The organism is Streptomyces klenkii (assembly GCF_003626645.1).
GTDB classification, from domain to species: domain Bacteria; phylum Actinomycetota; class Actinomycetes; order Streptomycetales; family Streptomycetaceae; genus Streptomyces; species Streptomyces klenkii.
On record NZ_RBAM01000002.1, the window covers coordinates 441,831 to 455,431 of the forward strand.

General features: G+C 73.4%; 13 protein-coding genes. 5 read left to right on the top strand and 8 right to left on the bottom strand.

All coding sequences use genetic code 11. The features are described from left to right. Positions 1–64: 64 nt before the first annotated feature. Complete coding sequence (locus D7231_RS05360) at positions 65–637, bottom strand: cob(I)yrinic acid a,c-diamide adenosyltransferase (protein ID WP_120753751.1); 573 nt, start codon at positions 635–637, stop codon at positions 65–67. A gap of 250 nt (positions 638–887) precedes the next feature. Here D7231_RS05360 and D7231_RS05365 point away from each other — a divergent pair, with 250 nt between their 5' ends. The 3 genes from D7231_RS05365 to D7231_RS05375 all read left to right on the top strand — a co-directional run bounded on the left by D7231_RS05365 (position 888) and on the right by D7231_RS05375 (position 5,170). Then, on the top strand, positions 888–1,736 hold the full coding sequence (locus D7231_RS05365) for a 3-hydroxyacyl-CoA dehydrogenase family protein (protein ID WP_120753752.1): 849 nt from the start codon (positions 888–890) through the stop codon (positions 1,734–1,736). A gap of 182 nt (positions 1,737–1,918) precedes the next feature. Further along, on the top strand, positions 1,919–2,230 hold the full coding sequence (locus D7231_RS05370; protein WP_030368012.1) for an STAS domain-containing protein: 312 nt from the start codon (positions 1,919–1,921) through the stop codon (positions 2,228–2,230). Positions 2,231–2,443: 213 nt separating this feature from the next. Further along, entirely contained in the window at positions 2,444–5,170 is a 2,727-nt protein-coding gene (locus D7231_RS05375; RefSeq protein WP_120753753.1) for a P-loop NTPase family protein, read from the top strand. 124 nt (positions 5,171–5,294) lie between these two features. Here D7231_RS05375 and nucS read toward each other — a convergent pair whose 3' ends face one another. Continuing rightward, positions 5,295–5,957, bottom strand: coding sequence for an endonuclease NucS (nucS, locus tag D7231_RS05380; protein WP_194960568.1), 663 nt, complete (start codon positions 5,955–5,957; stop codon positions 5,295–5,297). Positions 5,958–6,166: 209 nt separating this feature from the next. On the opposite strand from nucS, the gene D7231_RS05385 reads away from it, so the two are divergent. Beyond that, a complete protein-coding gene (locus D7231_RS05385; RefSeq protein ID WP_120753755.1) occupies positions 6,167–6,559 on the top strand; it encodes an SCO5389 family protein in 393 nt (130 codons plus the stop codon). Positions 6,560–6,669: 110 nt separating this feature from the next. Here D7231_RS05385 and D7231_RS05390 read toward each other — a convergent pair whose 3' ends face one another. Continuing rightward, positions 6,670–7,695 (bottom strand): LLM class flavin-dependent oxidoreductase, encoded by a 1,026-nt coding sequence (locus tag D7231_RS05390; protein ID WP_120753756.1) that lies wholly within the window; start codon positions 7,693–7,695, stop codon positions 6,670–6,672. A 205-nt stretch (positions 7,696–7,900) separates the two neighbouring features. Between D7231_RS05390 and D7231_RS05395 the strand changes: the two genes are divergently transcribed. Next, complete coding sequence (locus D7231_RS05395; RefSeq protein WP_120753757.1) at positions 7,901–8,233, top strand: ATP/GTP-binding protein; 333 nt, start codon at positions 7,901–7,903, stop codon at positions 8,231–8,233. Positions 8,234–8,437: 204 nt separating this feature from the next. Here the strand turns inward: D7231_RS05395 and D7231_RS05400 are convergent, their stop codons facing one another. The 5 genes from D7231_RS05400 to D7231_RS05420 all read right to left on the bottom strand — a co-directional run bounded on the left by D7231_RS05400 (position 8,438) and on the right by D7231_RS05420 (position 13,535). After that, a complete protein-coding gene (locus tag D7231_RS05400; protein WP_120753758.1) occupies positions 8,438–9,367 on the bottom strand; it encodes an ABC transporter permease in 930 nt (309 codons plus the stop codon). Then, positions 9,364–10,548, bottom strand: coding sequence for an ABC transporter ATP-binding protein (locus D7231_RS05405; protein WP_120753759.1), 1,185 nt, complete (start codon positions 10,546–10,548; stop codon positions 9,364–9,366). Before D7231_RS05405 ends, D7231_RS05400 begins: the two co-directional genes overlap by 4 nt. 77 nt (positions 10,549–10,625) lie before the next feature. Then, positions 10,626–11,477, bottom strand: coding sequence for a hypothetical protein (locus tag D7231_RS05410; protein WP_120753760.1), 852 nt, complete (start codon positions 11,475–11,477; stop codon positions 10,626–10,628). Between the two features lie 253 nt (positions 11,478–11,730). Further along, positions 11,731–12,501 carry an ABC transporter permease gene (locus D7231_RS05415; RefSeq protein ID WP_120753761.1) on the bottom strand — a complete coding sequence of 257 codons (771 nt, stop codon included), beginning with the start codon at positions 12,499–12,501 and terminating at the stop codon, positions 11,731–11,733. A gap of 2 nt (positions 12,502–12,503) precedes the next feature. Further along, on the bottom strand, positions 12,504–13,535 hold the full coding sequence (locus tag D7231_RS05420) for an ATP-binding cassette domain-containing protein (RefSeq protein WP_120753762.1): 1,032 nt from the start codon (positions 13,533–13,535) through the stop codon (positions 12,504–12,506). Positions 13,536–13,601 lie beyond the last annotated feature (66 nt).

Consider the following 13,601-nt stretch of genomic DNA (forward strand, 5'->3'; position numbering starts at 1 on the left):
AGGATGCTGCATTTTCCCGGGGGATAACCCCCGGACCCCCAGCCGGGCCGTGGTGCGCGGTGCGTCAGCGGTTCTCGCCGGGGACCCAGAGCACGTCCCCGACCTCCTTGTTCGCCGCCCTCGCGAGAATGAACAGCAGGTCCGAGAGGCGGTTGAGGTACGTCGCCGTCAGGGGGTTCATGATGTCCGCGTGGAGCTCCATCGCCGCCCAGGTGGACCGCTCCGCGCGGCGGACGACCGTGCAGGCCTGGTGCAGCAGCGCCGCCCCCGGCGTCCCCCCGGGGAGGATGAAGCTGCGCAGCTTCTCCAGGTCCTCCAGGAAGTGGTCGCAGTCCGCCTCCAGCTTGTCGATGTAGGACTGCTCGACGCGCAGCGGCGGGTACTTGGGGTTCTCGGCCACCGGCGTGGCCAGGTCGGCGCCCACGTCGAAGAGGTCGTTCTGGATGCGGACGAGGACCCGGACGATCTCCGCGGGCAGCTGCCCGAGCGCGATGGCCACGCCGATCGCGGCATTGGCCTCGTTGGCGTCGGCGTAGGCCGCGATCCGGGTGTCGGTCTTCACGGTGCGGCTCATGTCGCCGAGGGCCGTCGTGCCGGTGTCACCGGTGCGGGTGTAAATGCGCGTCAGGTTGACCATGGGTACGAGCGTAACCACTGCTCGCCGCCCCGCCGAGGCCGACGCGCAACCGGCCCACCCCTGTGACGCCCGGGGCTCATGGGGCTCAACTGCACTGTGGGGACGGGCCAGTGGGCGCCCCGGTGTGATGTCCGTCATGGGGGACGTGACGCGCATCTCTTACCGCCCAACCGCGCCGCGGCGGGCGCTAAGGTCCGGCCGAGAGAGTGCGTACAGAACAGATCTGAGCACAGGGAGTAAGGGGACAGCCGTGGCCAAGAAGCTCGCCGTCATCGGGGCCGGACTGATGGGATCCGGGATCGCGCAGGTGTCCGCCCAGGCCGGGTGGGACGTCGTGCTGCGCGACGTCACCGACGCGGCGCTGCGGCGGGGCACGGACGGCATCAAGGCTTCGTACGACAAATTCGTCTCCAAGGGCAAGCTGGAGGCCGCCGCGGCCGAGCAGGCCCTGGCCCGGATCACCACCACCACGGACCTGGACGCGGCCGCCGACGCGGACATCGTGGTCGAGGCCGTCTTCGAGGACATCGACACCAAGCGGGACATCTTCCGCACCCTGGACGGCCTGGTGAAGGAGGAGACGGTCCTCGCCTCGAACACCTCCGCCATTCCGATCACCAAGATCGCCGCGGCCACGCAGCGCCCCGAGCGCGTCGTCGGCGCGCACTTCTTCTCGCCGGTGCCGATGATGCAGCTGTGCGAGCTGGTCCGCGGCTACAAGACCAGCGACGAGACGCTGGCCAAGGCCCGGGAGTTCGCCGAGGGCATCGGCAAGACCTGCATCGTCGTCAACCGCGACGTCGCCGGCTTCGTCACCACCCGCCTGATCTCCGCCCTCGTCGTCGAGGCCGCGAAGCTGTACGAGTCGGGCGTGGCCACCGCCGAGGACATCGACATCGCCTGCAAGCTGGGCTTCGGCCACGCGATGGGCCCCCTGGCCACCGCCGACCTCACCGGCATCGACATCCTCAAGCACGCCACGGAGAACATCTACACCGAGTGCCAGGACGAGAAGTTCGCGCCGCCGGAGGTCATGCGCCGCATGGTCGACGCGGGCGACCTCGGCCGCAAGAGCGGCCAGGGCTTTTACCAGCACTGAACCCGCGCCGACCGGGTAGCCGATATCTAGTTCACCCACCCGGGTGAATTAGGTATCGGTTCGCCCATGAACGGCAACCTTGTCGTGTGAGAGCCAGTCAGTCCTTGAGAACCGCAAGTGCCACAAGAGCCGCAGGACGACACCGTCATCACGCACCATCGGACATCACTCCGGGAGCGCACATGCACATCAGGGGCGACCACGCCGAACTGGTCGTCGGCGGACGCCTCGACGTCCGCAGCGCGGCGGACGCCCGTACGGTCCTGCACTCCGCCCTCGACTCGGGCCGCGGCGACCTCGTGCTCGACCTCACCGAGCTGGATTCGTGGGACGCCACCGGCCTCGGGGTCATCATGGGCGCCCACCGCCGGGCCGGCCGCACCGGCCGCCGCCTCGTCCTGCGCGGCGTGCCCGACCGGATGCAGCGCCTCCTCGTCGCCACCCGGCTGCACCGCATTCTGGCCATCGAAGGCGGTATCGGCGCCGCGTCATGAGACTGTGACGTGCCCCGGGCGGTGGGACCCCCGTCGCTTCGTGGATACTGTGCGCAGGTCTGAGGTTCGGTTTTCCCGCCGCTAAAGGGCCGCATAACAGAGCCCACGGCGGGCACCGATGAAGCGCCGGCCGGCACGCCCCGGCCGAGGGTTGAAGGAGTGGGGCAGGCCGGGAGGGCAGACGGCACGCCACGCATTTGGGGGGCTTTCACCATGGACCCGACGAACCGACCCGAGGCCTTCGGCGAGGACGCGCACGAGTCCGCGGACGGACGCGGCCCGGGCTCCCTGCCCGGCGCCGACGCCGGAGCCGCCGCATCCACCGGAGATGCTTCGCAAGGAGCCCCCGGCCTCGCCCGCGTCGTCCGCCTCGTCGCCGGTGACTACGCCGTCACCGTCAACCCCGTCGACGGCAGCGAGATCGAGCCCTGCCTGCCCGCCGACGTGCCCCCGCCCCCCGGCCGGCACACCCCCGACGAGCGCGCCGAGCTGCTCCGCGCCGCCGCGCCCCCGCCGCCCGCCCGCCGGGCCGGCCCCGAACTGCCCCTGCTGCACCGCCAGGAGGAGCGCGAGCGGCTCACCCGGCTGCTCTCGCGCGGCCGCTCCGTCCGGCTGACCGGCCCCGCCGGCTCCGGCCGCAGCGCCCTGCTGGACGCCGTCGCCGCCGACTGCGCGGACCTCGCCCCCGACGGCGTCGTCCGCCTCACCGGCTACCACCGCACCGTCACCGACGTCCTGTACGACCTGTTCGCCGCCGTCCACCACGCGCCCCAGCACCGCCCCGACCGGCCCGCGCTGCTCGGCTTCGTCCGCGAGATCGGCGCCGTCGTCGTCCTGGACGACCTCGAATTCGGCGGCGCCGCCCTGGACGAGCTCCTCGACGCCACCCCCGAGTGCGCCTTCCTCTTCTCCGCCACCCCCGGCATCGCCGCGCCCTCCGCCGACTCGCACGTCGAGGAGGTCTTCCTCGGCGGCCTCGACCGCACCGCCTGCCTGGAGCTCCTGGAGCTGTGCGTCGACCGGCCCCTCACCGACGAGGAGGCGGGCTGGGCGGCGGACCTGTGGTTCGAGTCCGAGGGCCTGCCGCTGCGCTTCGTCCAGGCCGGCGCGCTGCTGCGGCTGGGCGCTCCGGGCGGCGACGGCCGGCCGGGCGAGGCCCCGGCCGCGGACTCCGCCGCCGACGAGTTCGGCGTCGTCGCCGAGCGGCCCTACATCGCCGCCGCCGAGGCCGAGTCCGGCGCCGAGACGGGCACGCCGCTGCCCTCCCTCGCCGAGGCCTCCCGCCCGGCCGTCCCGCTCGCCTCCCGGCTCGGCGAGGCCGCCCGCGAGACCCTGCGCTTCGCCGTCGCTCTCGGCGGCGAGGTCCCGCACCAGGCCCACCTGCCGGCCCTCGCGGGCGACGCCCACGCCGACGTGGCCGTCGGCGAGCTCCTCGCCGGCGGCCTGATCACCACCGTCGCCGGGCATTACCGCCTCGCCACGGGCGTCGCCGCCCAGCTCACCGACGAGGGCTACGGCAGCGGCGCCGCCGACCGCGCCCACGCCGCCGCCCAGCACTACGCCTGGTGGACCGGCCACCCCTCCGTCACCCCCGAGCGGGCCGCCGCCGAGGCCGACGCGATCCTCGCCGCCCTCGCCGCCCTGGCCGCCGAGGGGAACCCCGGCCACCGCGCCGCCGCCGTCCTCCTCGCCCGCACCGCCGCGCCCGCCTTCGCCGCCGCCCTGCACTGGAGTGCCTGGGAGCGCGTCCTGCGCTACGGCCAGGAGGCCGCCCGGCGCGCCGGAGAGGTCGGCGAAGAGGCCTACTTCCATCACGAGTTGGGCGTCCTCGCGCTCTGCACCGGCAATCTCCAGCGGGCCCGCGCCGAGCTGGAGGCGTCCGTCGGCATGCGCGGGGTCATGGCCGACAAGCGCGGCGCCATAGCGGGCCGCCGGGCGCTCGCGCTGGTCGCCGACCGCTCCGGTTTCACCCCGGCCGCCCCGGCGGGAAGCCCCGCGGGAGGCCCGTCCGCCGCCGCGCCCCGGCCCGGTGCCGGCCGCCCCGGCGCCGTGCCGCCCGTGGCGCCGCCGGCCGTGCCCCGGCCCCCCGGCGGGACCGCCGGGCGCACGCCCGCGGGTGAGGAGATCCCGGCCGCCCGCAGCGAGCAGTCCGCGGTGCCGCCGTCCGTGCCCGCGACGGCGTCCCCGGCGGCGCCCGGCGCCGACCCGGACCAGGTCGCGACCACGGTCATCGCCCGCCTGGCGGCCGACCGCGAGGCCGGGCGGCGCGGCCCCGGGCGGCAGCCCTGGGCCCGGCAGATGATGATGGGCGGCGCCCGCCGCAACCTCGTCGCGGCCGGTGCGGGCGCCCTGCTCGCCGCCGTCCTCGGCACGGTCGTCACCCTGGGGATCACCTCCGGCGGCCAGGACGGGAAGTCGCCCGAACGGGTGAAGCCCGGGCAGTCCGCCTCGCAGCAGGACGGCGACAACGGCCTCACCGCCGACCAGCCGGGCCCGGGCGAGGCGGGGCACGCCCAGGTGCCGGGCAAGCCCGGCAAGCCGGGCGGTTCGCCCGGTGCGGGCAGCTCCGGCTCCGCCTCGCCGGGCGCCTCCGGCAGCACGTCGCCGAGCGGTGCCCCGAGCGGGAGCGGCGAGCCGTCCGGCCCGCCGTCCTCGGGCGGCACGTCGCCCAGCCCCTCGCACTCGCCGAGCGGCAAGCCCTCGCACTCGGCGTCGCCGAGCGGCGGTGCCAGCGGCGGCAGCGGTCAGCCCTCGTCGAAGCCCCCGACGACGCCGCCCACGCCCTCCGCGCCGCCGTCCCAGCCCTCCGGCGGCGGGTCGAACTCCGCGAGCGGCCCCGCCTCGGGCGGCGGCAGCAGCCAGTCCGCCGCGAGCGGCCCGTCGGGCAGCAAGCCGGCCGACGGCGGCGGCAGCGGAAGCCCCTCCTCTACGGGGGCGTGAGCCCTCTCGCGGAAAACGCGAACGCCGGACGGCTGACACAGCCCGTCCGGCGTTCGGCGTTCGTCCCGCGCGGTGGTCGGAGAATTCGTAGAAATCGGAGAGGTCGGCGAAGTCCGCGAAGCGGTCAGAACAGCCGCAGCTTGTCGTCCTCGATGCCGCGCATCGCGTCGTAGTCCAGGACGACGCAGCCGATGCCGCGGTCCGTGGCCAGCACGCGGGCCTGCGGCTTGATCTCCTGGGCCGCGAAGACACCGCGCACGGGCGCCAGGTGCGGGTCGCGGTTGAGGAGCTCCAGGTAGCGTGTGAGCTGCTCCACACCGTCGATCTCGCCACGTCGCTTGATCTCCACGGCGACGGTCGCGCCGTCGGCGTCGCGGCACAGGATGTCCACCGGGCCGATGGCCGTGGGGTACTCGCGGCGGATCAGGGTGTAGCCCTCGCCGAGCGTCTCGATGCGGTCCGCGAGGAGCTCCTGGAGGTGCGCTTCCACGCCGTCCTTGATGAGGCCGGGGTCCACGCCGAGCTCGTGGGAGGAGTCGTGCAGCACTTCCTCCATCGTGATGATCAGCTTCTCGCCCGCCTTGTTGACCACGGTCCACACGCTTCCGTCGCCCTCCTTGAGGGTGCACGGCGGGGACATCCAGTTGAGCGGTTTGTAGGCGCGGTCGTCCGCATGGATCGAGACGCTGCCGTCCGCCTTGACGAGGATCAGCCGCGGGGCGGAGGGGAGGTGGGCGGTGAGCCGGCCCGCGTAGTCCACGGAGCAACGGGCGATGACGAGACGCATGGTGGGCAACGCTACTCGACTCCTGCCCCCTGACGCGATTCGCCCCTGATGGGCCCCTTCGGCGTTGGCTGGTTGTCGGTGCGTTCTCCTGGTGCGCCCGCAGTGGCCGAATTACCGTTGAAGCGGGCGGTCGTCGTACGGGCACGGGGCGTCGTCGTCCGCTCGCCCATCCGTGAGACCCCGCTCGCGGGGTCGCGAGAGGAGAACCCATGTCGCTCGACGTCTCACCGGCCCTCCTTGAACAGGCCGAGCGAGGCGAGGTCGATGAAGCGGAATTCGTCGACTGCGTCCGGACCTCCCTGCCGTACGCGTGGGAGATGATCGGCTCCCTGGTGGCCCGGCTCAGGATCGACGGTGGCGAGTTCGCCGACAACCAGACGCCTCCGCCGGACGAGCAGGCCCGCGGCCAGCTGCTGCGGGCGCTGGCCAGTGATGCCATCCGCGGTGCGCTGGAGCGGCACTTCGGAGTGCGGCTGGCCTTCCAGAACTGCCACCGGGTGGCGGTCTTCCCGCTCGCCCCGGAGGCGGACGAACGCCTCGCCCGGTTCACGTCGGTCCGGGGCCAGCTGCTGAACCAGTCCCCGGAGCTCCGGGACTGCTGAGGCGGTCGTGCTGCCGCTCCGCATGCGGGAGGTGTCGAGTGCGGTGCGGGAGCGGCAGCAGCCCCGGGAACGGGAGGCCGGCGGGAGGGCCGGCAGGAGGGCCTACGGGATCAGGCGAGCAGCGGCAGCACCTCGCTGCCGAGCCTGCGGAGGTTCTCCTCGGTGGCGGCGAGGTCCCCGGAGCCCTCGCTCAGCAGGGCGAAGCGCGTGATGCCCGTGCGCTCCGCGGTGGCGGCCAGGCGGTCGGCGCACAGCCGTGGCGGGCCCACGGGATGGAGCTCGCACAGCAGCCGCGTGTACTCCACGGGATCGCGCATCGGGCGGGCCCGCCCGTCGACCGTCACATGGGCGGAGAGCCCCTGGTGCAGCCAGCCCGGCATGGCCTTCGTCAGCGTCTCCGCGGCCTCCTGGTGCCGGTCCCCGACCTGCACCACCCCGGCCGAGACGTGACCGGCCGCGGCGACCTCCTCGGGCGAACGCCCCGCCTCCAGCGAGCACTTGCGCCACAGGGCGACCATCTCCGTCTTCTCCGCGTCCCCGCTGTGCATGCCCAGCAGCATGGGCAGCCCCTGCGCGGCCGCGAGGCGGACGCTGGACGGCGAGGTGCAGGCCACGACGACGGGCGGGCCGGAACGATCCTCCAGATCGTCGGGGCGGGGGACGACCGGCACTTCGCGGAAGCTGAACCGGGGGCCCTCGGCGCCCACGCGGGGCTCGCGCAGCCACCGCATCAGCAGGCCCAGGGACTCGGGGAACCCCTCCTCGTACGCCGCCACACCGGAGTTGAAGACCTCCAGGTCCACCCACGGGCCGCCGCGGCCCACCCCGAGGGTGAACCGGCCCTCGGAGGCGAGGTGCAGCATGGCCGCCTGCTCACCGAGGGCCACCGGATGGACCGTGGGCAGCACGCTGACGGCGGTGCCCACCCGGATCCGGCGGGTGCGGCCGAGGGCCAGCGCCGCGAGCGTGACCGCCGACGGGCAGACGCCGTACGGCACGAAGTGGTGCTCGGCGAACCAGACCGCATCCAGCCCCGCCTCTTCGGCGACCACCGCCGTCCGCACCGCCCGGTGCAGGGCCTCGGTGTGCCCCTGGCCCGGGAACTGGGCGGACAGGACGAATGCTCCAACGCGCATCGCTCTTGCTCCTCCTAGCGACCGACGCGGCATCCCCCACCGGAATTAACGGCCGACACGTGCCATGGGCACGGCTCCGCGTTAAGTTTTCATGATGATCGGGAGAGCGTCCGGTGAGGGGCCGGAGGGACGCCTGCCCGCCGCGGTGACTCTGGCGCGTAACCTGGTCACGGCCCGTAGCTCCCCAGACCATCCGAGGTGCCCCGTGTCTCCGCGCCGAAACCGCCCGCGAGGCGGCGCAGACAAGCAGTCCGACGCTCCCCGCGGAGAGGGCGGCGACCGCTACGGCCTGGAGCGCACGGAGGACTGGCAGGGGGAGGAGTGGGCGGTCCGCACGATCGGCGGCGGAGCGGCCACGAAGCACTACCGCTGCCCCGGCTGCGATCAGGAGATCCCGCCGGGCGTACCGCACTTGGTGGCCTGGCCGCAGTACGGGGCCGGCGTCGACGACCGGCGGCACTGGCACAAGTCCTGCTGGAACGCACGGGACCGCCGGAGCGCGAGGCTCCAGCGGTCCCGTAACGCACCGCGGTATTGAGGAGTTGCGGACTCCCGGCCGCTCAGGGTCCGGCACCGCCGGTCCGCCACGCCGTGGTTGATCTCCCCCGGCTACCGCTGGGAGGTGCCCCCGGGGCGGCGGGAGACCCTGCCCGCCGCAACGGCGAGTTGCCACAGCGGCGGGAGTCCGGCGGAACGCGAGGTCACCAGGACCGGCACGTCGTCGTGATCCGCCGGAAGGGCATTACGCGTCGCGCTTGAGCAGCGACGCGTACGCGCCGCCGAGGGCGACCGCCGCGGCGATCGCGATGACCCACAGCGGGTCCCAGCCGCTGAGGCTGGTCGCCGAACTCTCGCCGGAGGCGCCGTAGAAGACCGACAGCAGCATGGGGATCGAGTACTCGAACAGCGCCTTGCGGACGCTCGACAGGCTCTCCGTGTACATGAACATCGCCACCACGAGCGGCGCCAGCACCAGGCCCAGCATGACCGTGATCGCACCGGCGGAGTGCCGCAGCAGGGTGCCGACCGCGAGCGAGATGATGCCGAGCAGGCCGACGAACAGGCTCGTGCCGACCGTGACCTTGAGCCACTCGCCGCCGGAGGCGGCGAACTCGGCCTGGTCCTCCAGCATCGCGACGTCGAACATCGCCACCAGCGCCGTGGACACCAGGGTGATCGCGAACGTGAGGGCGAAGAAGACGATCGCCTTGGCCGTCAGCACCCGGACGCGGTCGGGGCAGGCGGTCAGCGTCGTACGGATCATGCCCGTGCCGTACTCGGAGGAGATCGTCAGCACGCCGAGGGTGAGCACGCAGATCATGCCGAGCATCACGCTGAAGAAGCCGCCGGCCAGGGCCGTCGAGCCGGTCATCTTGCTGCCGCTGGCGTCGACGCCCGCCGCGATGAGCAGGCCGATGCCGACGATGATCGCCACCATGACGCTCAGCGTCCAGATCGTCGAGCGCACCGAGCGGATCTTGGTCCACTCGGCCGAGACGGCGTCCATGAGCGTCGCCTTGCGCACCGGGATCGGCGACACGTAGCCGACGGGGCCGGCGGGGCCGCCCGCGGGCGCGGTGCCGGGCCAGTAGCCGGGGGCGGCGTGCGGCGGGGCCTGCGGGGCGGTCTGCGGAGCCGCCGGGTGGGCCGCCTGGGGCTGGGGGGTGGTCATCGGGCGTCCTCGCTGTCGCGCTTGGTGAGGTCGGCAGGGGCGGAGGCGGGGGCGGGCGCGGCCGCCGGGGGCTGCGGAGCCGCCTGGGGCGGCCGCGGGGCGGCGGCCTGCGGCTGCGCGTACGGGTTGGGCTGCTCGCCCGGCAGGACGGGGTACGGGTTGCCGGGGTTGCCTTGCGGCGGGGCCCAGCCCTGCGGGGCGCCGGCGCCGGGGTGGCCGTAGCCGTGGCCCGGGGGCGGCGGGGCGAGGGCCGCGACCTGGTCGGCCGTCGAGCGGTAGTCGACCGCGCCCTGCGTCATCCGCATGTACGCCTCCTCCAGGGAGGCCTGGTGCGGCGAGAGCTCCCACAGCCGGACGTCCGCGCCGTGGGCGAGGTCGCTGATCCGGGGGAGCGGCAGGCCGGTGACGCGCAGCCCGCCGTCCGGCTCGGCCAGCACCTGGCCGCCGGCCTCGACGAGCGCGGCCGTGAGCTTCTCGCGGCTCTCCGGCTCGGTCTCCGGGGTGCGCACGCGCGCGAAGTCCGCGGAGTTCGCGGAGATGAAGTCCTTGACGCTCATGTCGGCCATGAGCTGGCCGCGGCCGATCACGATCAGGTGGTCGGCGGTCAGGGCCATCTCGCTCATCAGGTGCGAGGAGACGAAGACGGTGCGGCCCTCGGCCGCGAGCTGCTTCATCAGATTGCGGACCCAGAGGATGCCCTCGGGGTCGAGGCCGTTGACCGGCTCGTCGAAGAGCAGCACCTGGGGGTCGCCCAGCAGCGCGGCGGCGATGCCGAGGCGCTGGCCCATGCCCAGCGAGAAGCCCTTGGAGCGGCGCCTCGCGACGTCCTGGAGGCCGACGACGCCGAGGACCTCGTCCACCCGGCGGGCGGGGATGCCGCCGAGCTGGGCGAGCGAGAGCAGGTGCATCCGGGCGCTGCGGCCGCCGTGCACGGCCTTCGCGTCCAGGAGGGCGCCGACCTTGCGCGGGGCGTTGGGCAGGTTGCGGAAGGGGTGGCCGTCGATGGTCACGTGCCCGGCCGTGGGCTGGTCGAGGCCCAGGATCATGCGCATCGTCGTCGACTTGCCGGATCCGTTCGGACCCAGGAAGCCGGTGACGGCCCCCGGCCGCACCTGGAACGACAGGTTGTGCACGGCCGTCTTGGCGCCGTAGCGCTTTGTCAGACCGACTGCCTCGATCATGCTCCGCCCCTCACGAGCTCTTTCGGGCGTAGGGCCCCGTAAGAGTTAGGAGCATAACGAGGAGCTGACGGTTCCCGTTACTCGTGGTGAAGCCGGGGCAGGCGCTCGGGGCGGGCCCAGCCCGCCCGGCGGAAGATCGCCTTCCCCTCGGCCCGCACCGCCTCGTCCGCCCGCGCCCGCTCCACCCAGCGCTCCGGGCCGGGGCCGAGGAGCGCGCGCAGCTCCGCCGAGGCCGCCAGCAGGGCGGTCAGGAGCGCGCCCTGGTCCCCGCCGCCGGGGCGGGGCCGGCCGGTGGCCGGATCGGCGAGGACGCCGTGCACGCTCACGTACAGATGCGCGCCGCCGAGCGGCTCCCCCGACGGCAGCACCATGGGGAAGGCGTCGCCGGGCAGCCATACGCGGCGGTAGTTGAATTCCGTTTCGTCGACGGCGGCCAGCTGCGCGGGGTCCAGCCAGGCGGCGACGAGCGTGTGCCGGGCGGCGGGGTCGGCGTAGGGCGCGGCGGCCACGTAGCCGTGCAGCCCGATGTGCGCGGAGCAGCCGATGCCGATGCCGCGCACGTCCACGGGCACCATCGGCACGGTGGCGGCCACGGCGCGCACGGTGAGCTTGTGGTGCAGCTGGGCGGGGGAGGCGTTGGAGCCGACGGCGAGGACGGGGCGGCGCGAGCGGACGCGGGCGGCGTGCGTGCGGTCGAGGAAGGCGTCGAGCGCGGGCCCGGCGGCGGGGGCTCCGCCGCCCGCAGCTTCCGCCGTCCCCATCCCCGTCACCACCGGCCATCCGCCCAGCGGCCCGGGGTCCGGCCGCAGCGGCAGCAGCTGCCCGTCCGCCAGCAGGGCGGGCTCCTCGACGGGCCGGCCGGGATACGTCAGCGGCAGCTCGGCGGGGGCTCCGTCGAGCCCGAGGGCCCGCAGACTGCGGTCGGTCACGGTGGCTCCTCGCCGGCGGGGTGTCGGCCCACCGGTCGTCCGTCACGTACGGCCCGGCCCGGCTCGGCACCGCCGGTCAGGCTCGCGGTGGTGTCCCGCCGCAGCGGCGGAAGAACAAGCCCGCTGACGGGCTTGTCGAGCCCCGTAAAGAATGCCCGCCGCCACGGCGATCCACCCCCACTGTGAGGGCCCGGCGGAATCCGCAGCCCCCGGCACCCCCGCGCACCGCACCGGCAAAACCGCCGGCAAGGCGCTACGCGTCATGCCGCTTGAGGACCGCGTAGCCGCCCGCCAGCGCCACCACCACCCACAGCACCATGATCGCGAAGCCGCCCCAGGGCCCGTACGGGGCGTCGTCCCCGACCGTCACGACCTGCATGACCTTGTGGCCGGCCTGGTCGGGCAGGTACTGCGCGACCTTCTTCGTGGCTTTCACCGCGCCGAGGATGCTGGAGATGATGAAGAAGAACGGCATCAGAATGCCGAGCGAGAGCATCGGACTGCGCAGCATCGCCGCGACGCCCATCGAGAACACCGCGATCAGCGTCATATAGAGCCCGCCGCCGATCACCGCGCGCAGGACGTGCGCATCGCCGATCGACGTCCGGTGGCTGCCGAGCATCGCCTGCCCGACGAAGAAGGAGACAAAGCTCGTCACCATCGCGATCACGAACGCGGTGAACGTCGCAACGGTGATCTTGCTGAAGAGGAACGTGGCGCGCTGCGGAACCGCCGCCAGAGAAGTCCGGATCATTCCGGTGCTGTATTCATTGGACACCACCAGCACCCCGAACACGATCATGGCGAGCTGGCCGAGTCCCATTCCCGCGAAACTCGTAAAGGTCGGGTCGAAATTCACCCGCTCGCTCAGCGGCATTTCTTTGAAGTTGCTGCGGGTGAAAGCGCTGATCAGGGCGCCGAGCGCGACGGTCACCACCAGTGCGAGACCGAGCGTCCACACCGTCGACCGCACCGATTTGATCTTCGTCCATTCCGACTGGAGGACCTGTCCCACCACCGCCATCGTCAGGATCCCTTCTTCTTCCGCCAGTCGGCTCCCCAGCCGCCACCGGGCGGTGCCGCGCCGCCGTCCGGCGGGGCGTCCGGCGGGGCGTCCGCACCCGCAACGGGCCGGGGATCTCCGCCCGGCGGCGCGCTGTGCGCGTGGTACTCCACCGACTCGGCGGTGAGCTGCATGAAGGCCTCCTCCAGGGACGCCTGCTGGGGGCTGAGCTCGTGCAGCACGAGCTTGTGGCGCGCGGCGAGCTCGCCCAGCTGCGCCGACTCCGTGCCGTCGACCTCCAGATGGCCGTCCTCGGTGGTTACCGCCGTGATCCCGGCCCCCGCCAGCACGTCCAGCAGCCGCTCGATCTCGGGCGAGCGCAGCCGTACGTACGACCGCGAGTTCTGCCGGATGAAGTCCGCCATCGAGGTGTCGGCCAGCAGCCGGCCCTGCCCGATGACGATCAGGTGGTCGGCGGTCAGGGCCATCTCGCTCATCAGGTGCGAGGAGACGAAGACCGTGCGCCCCTGGGCGGCGAGGTTCTTCATCAGATTGCGGATCCAGTGGATGCCCTCGGGATCGAGGCCGTTGACGGGCTCGTCGAACATCAGGATCTGCGGGTCGCCCAGCAGCGCGCCCGCGATGCCCAGGCGCTGCCCCATGCCGAGCGAGAAGCCCTTGGAGCGCTTTTTGGCCACCGCGGTGAGGCCCACCGTGTCCAGAACCTCGCGGACGCGGGCCCGCGGGATGCCGTTGCTCTGCGCCAGGCACAGGAGGTGGTTGTAGGCGCTGCGACCGCCGTGCATGGCCTTGGCGTCCAGCAGGGCGCCGACGGTCCGGAGCGGGTCCTTCAGCTGCCGGTAGTGCTGCCCGTCGATGAGGACCGTGCCGTGGGTGGGCCGGTCGAGGTCGAGCATCATCCGCATCGTCGTGGACTTGCCCGCGCCGTTGGGCCCCAGGAATCCGGTGACGATCCCGGGCCTGACGGTGCAGGTGAGGCCGTCGACGGCGAGCTTCTCGCCGTAGCGCTTGGTCAGGCCCTGCAGCTCGATCATCCCGCCACGGTAAGGGCGACCCGGGCACCCTGCCGGCGGTAGCGGCCCGTCCGGGTGCGAAGGACA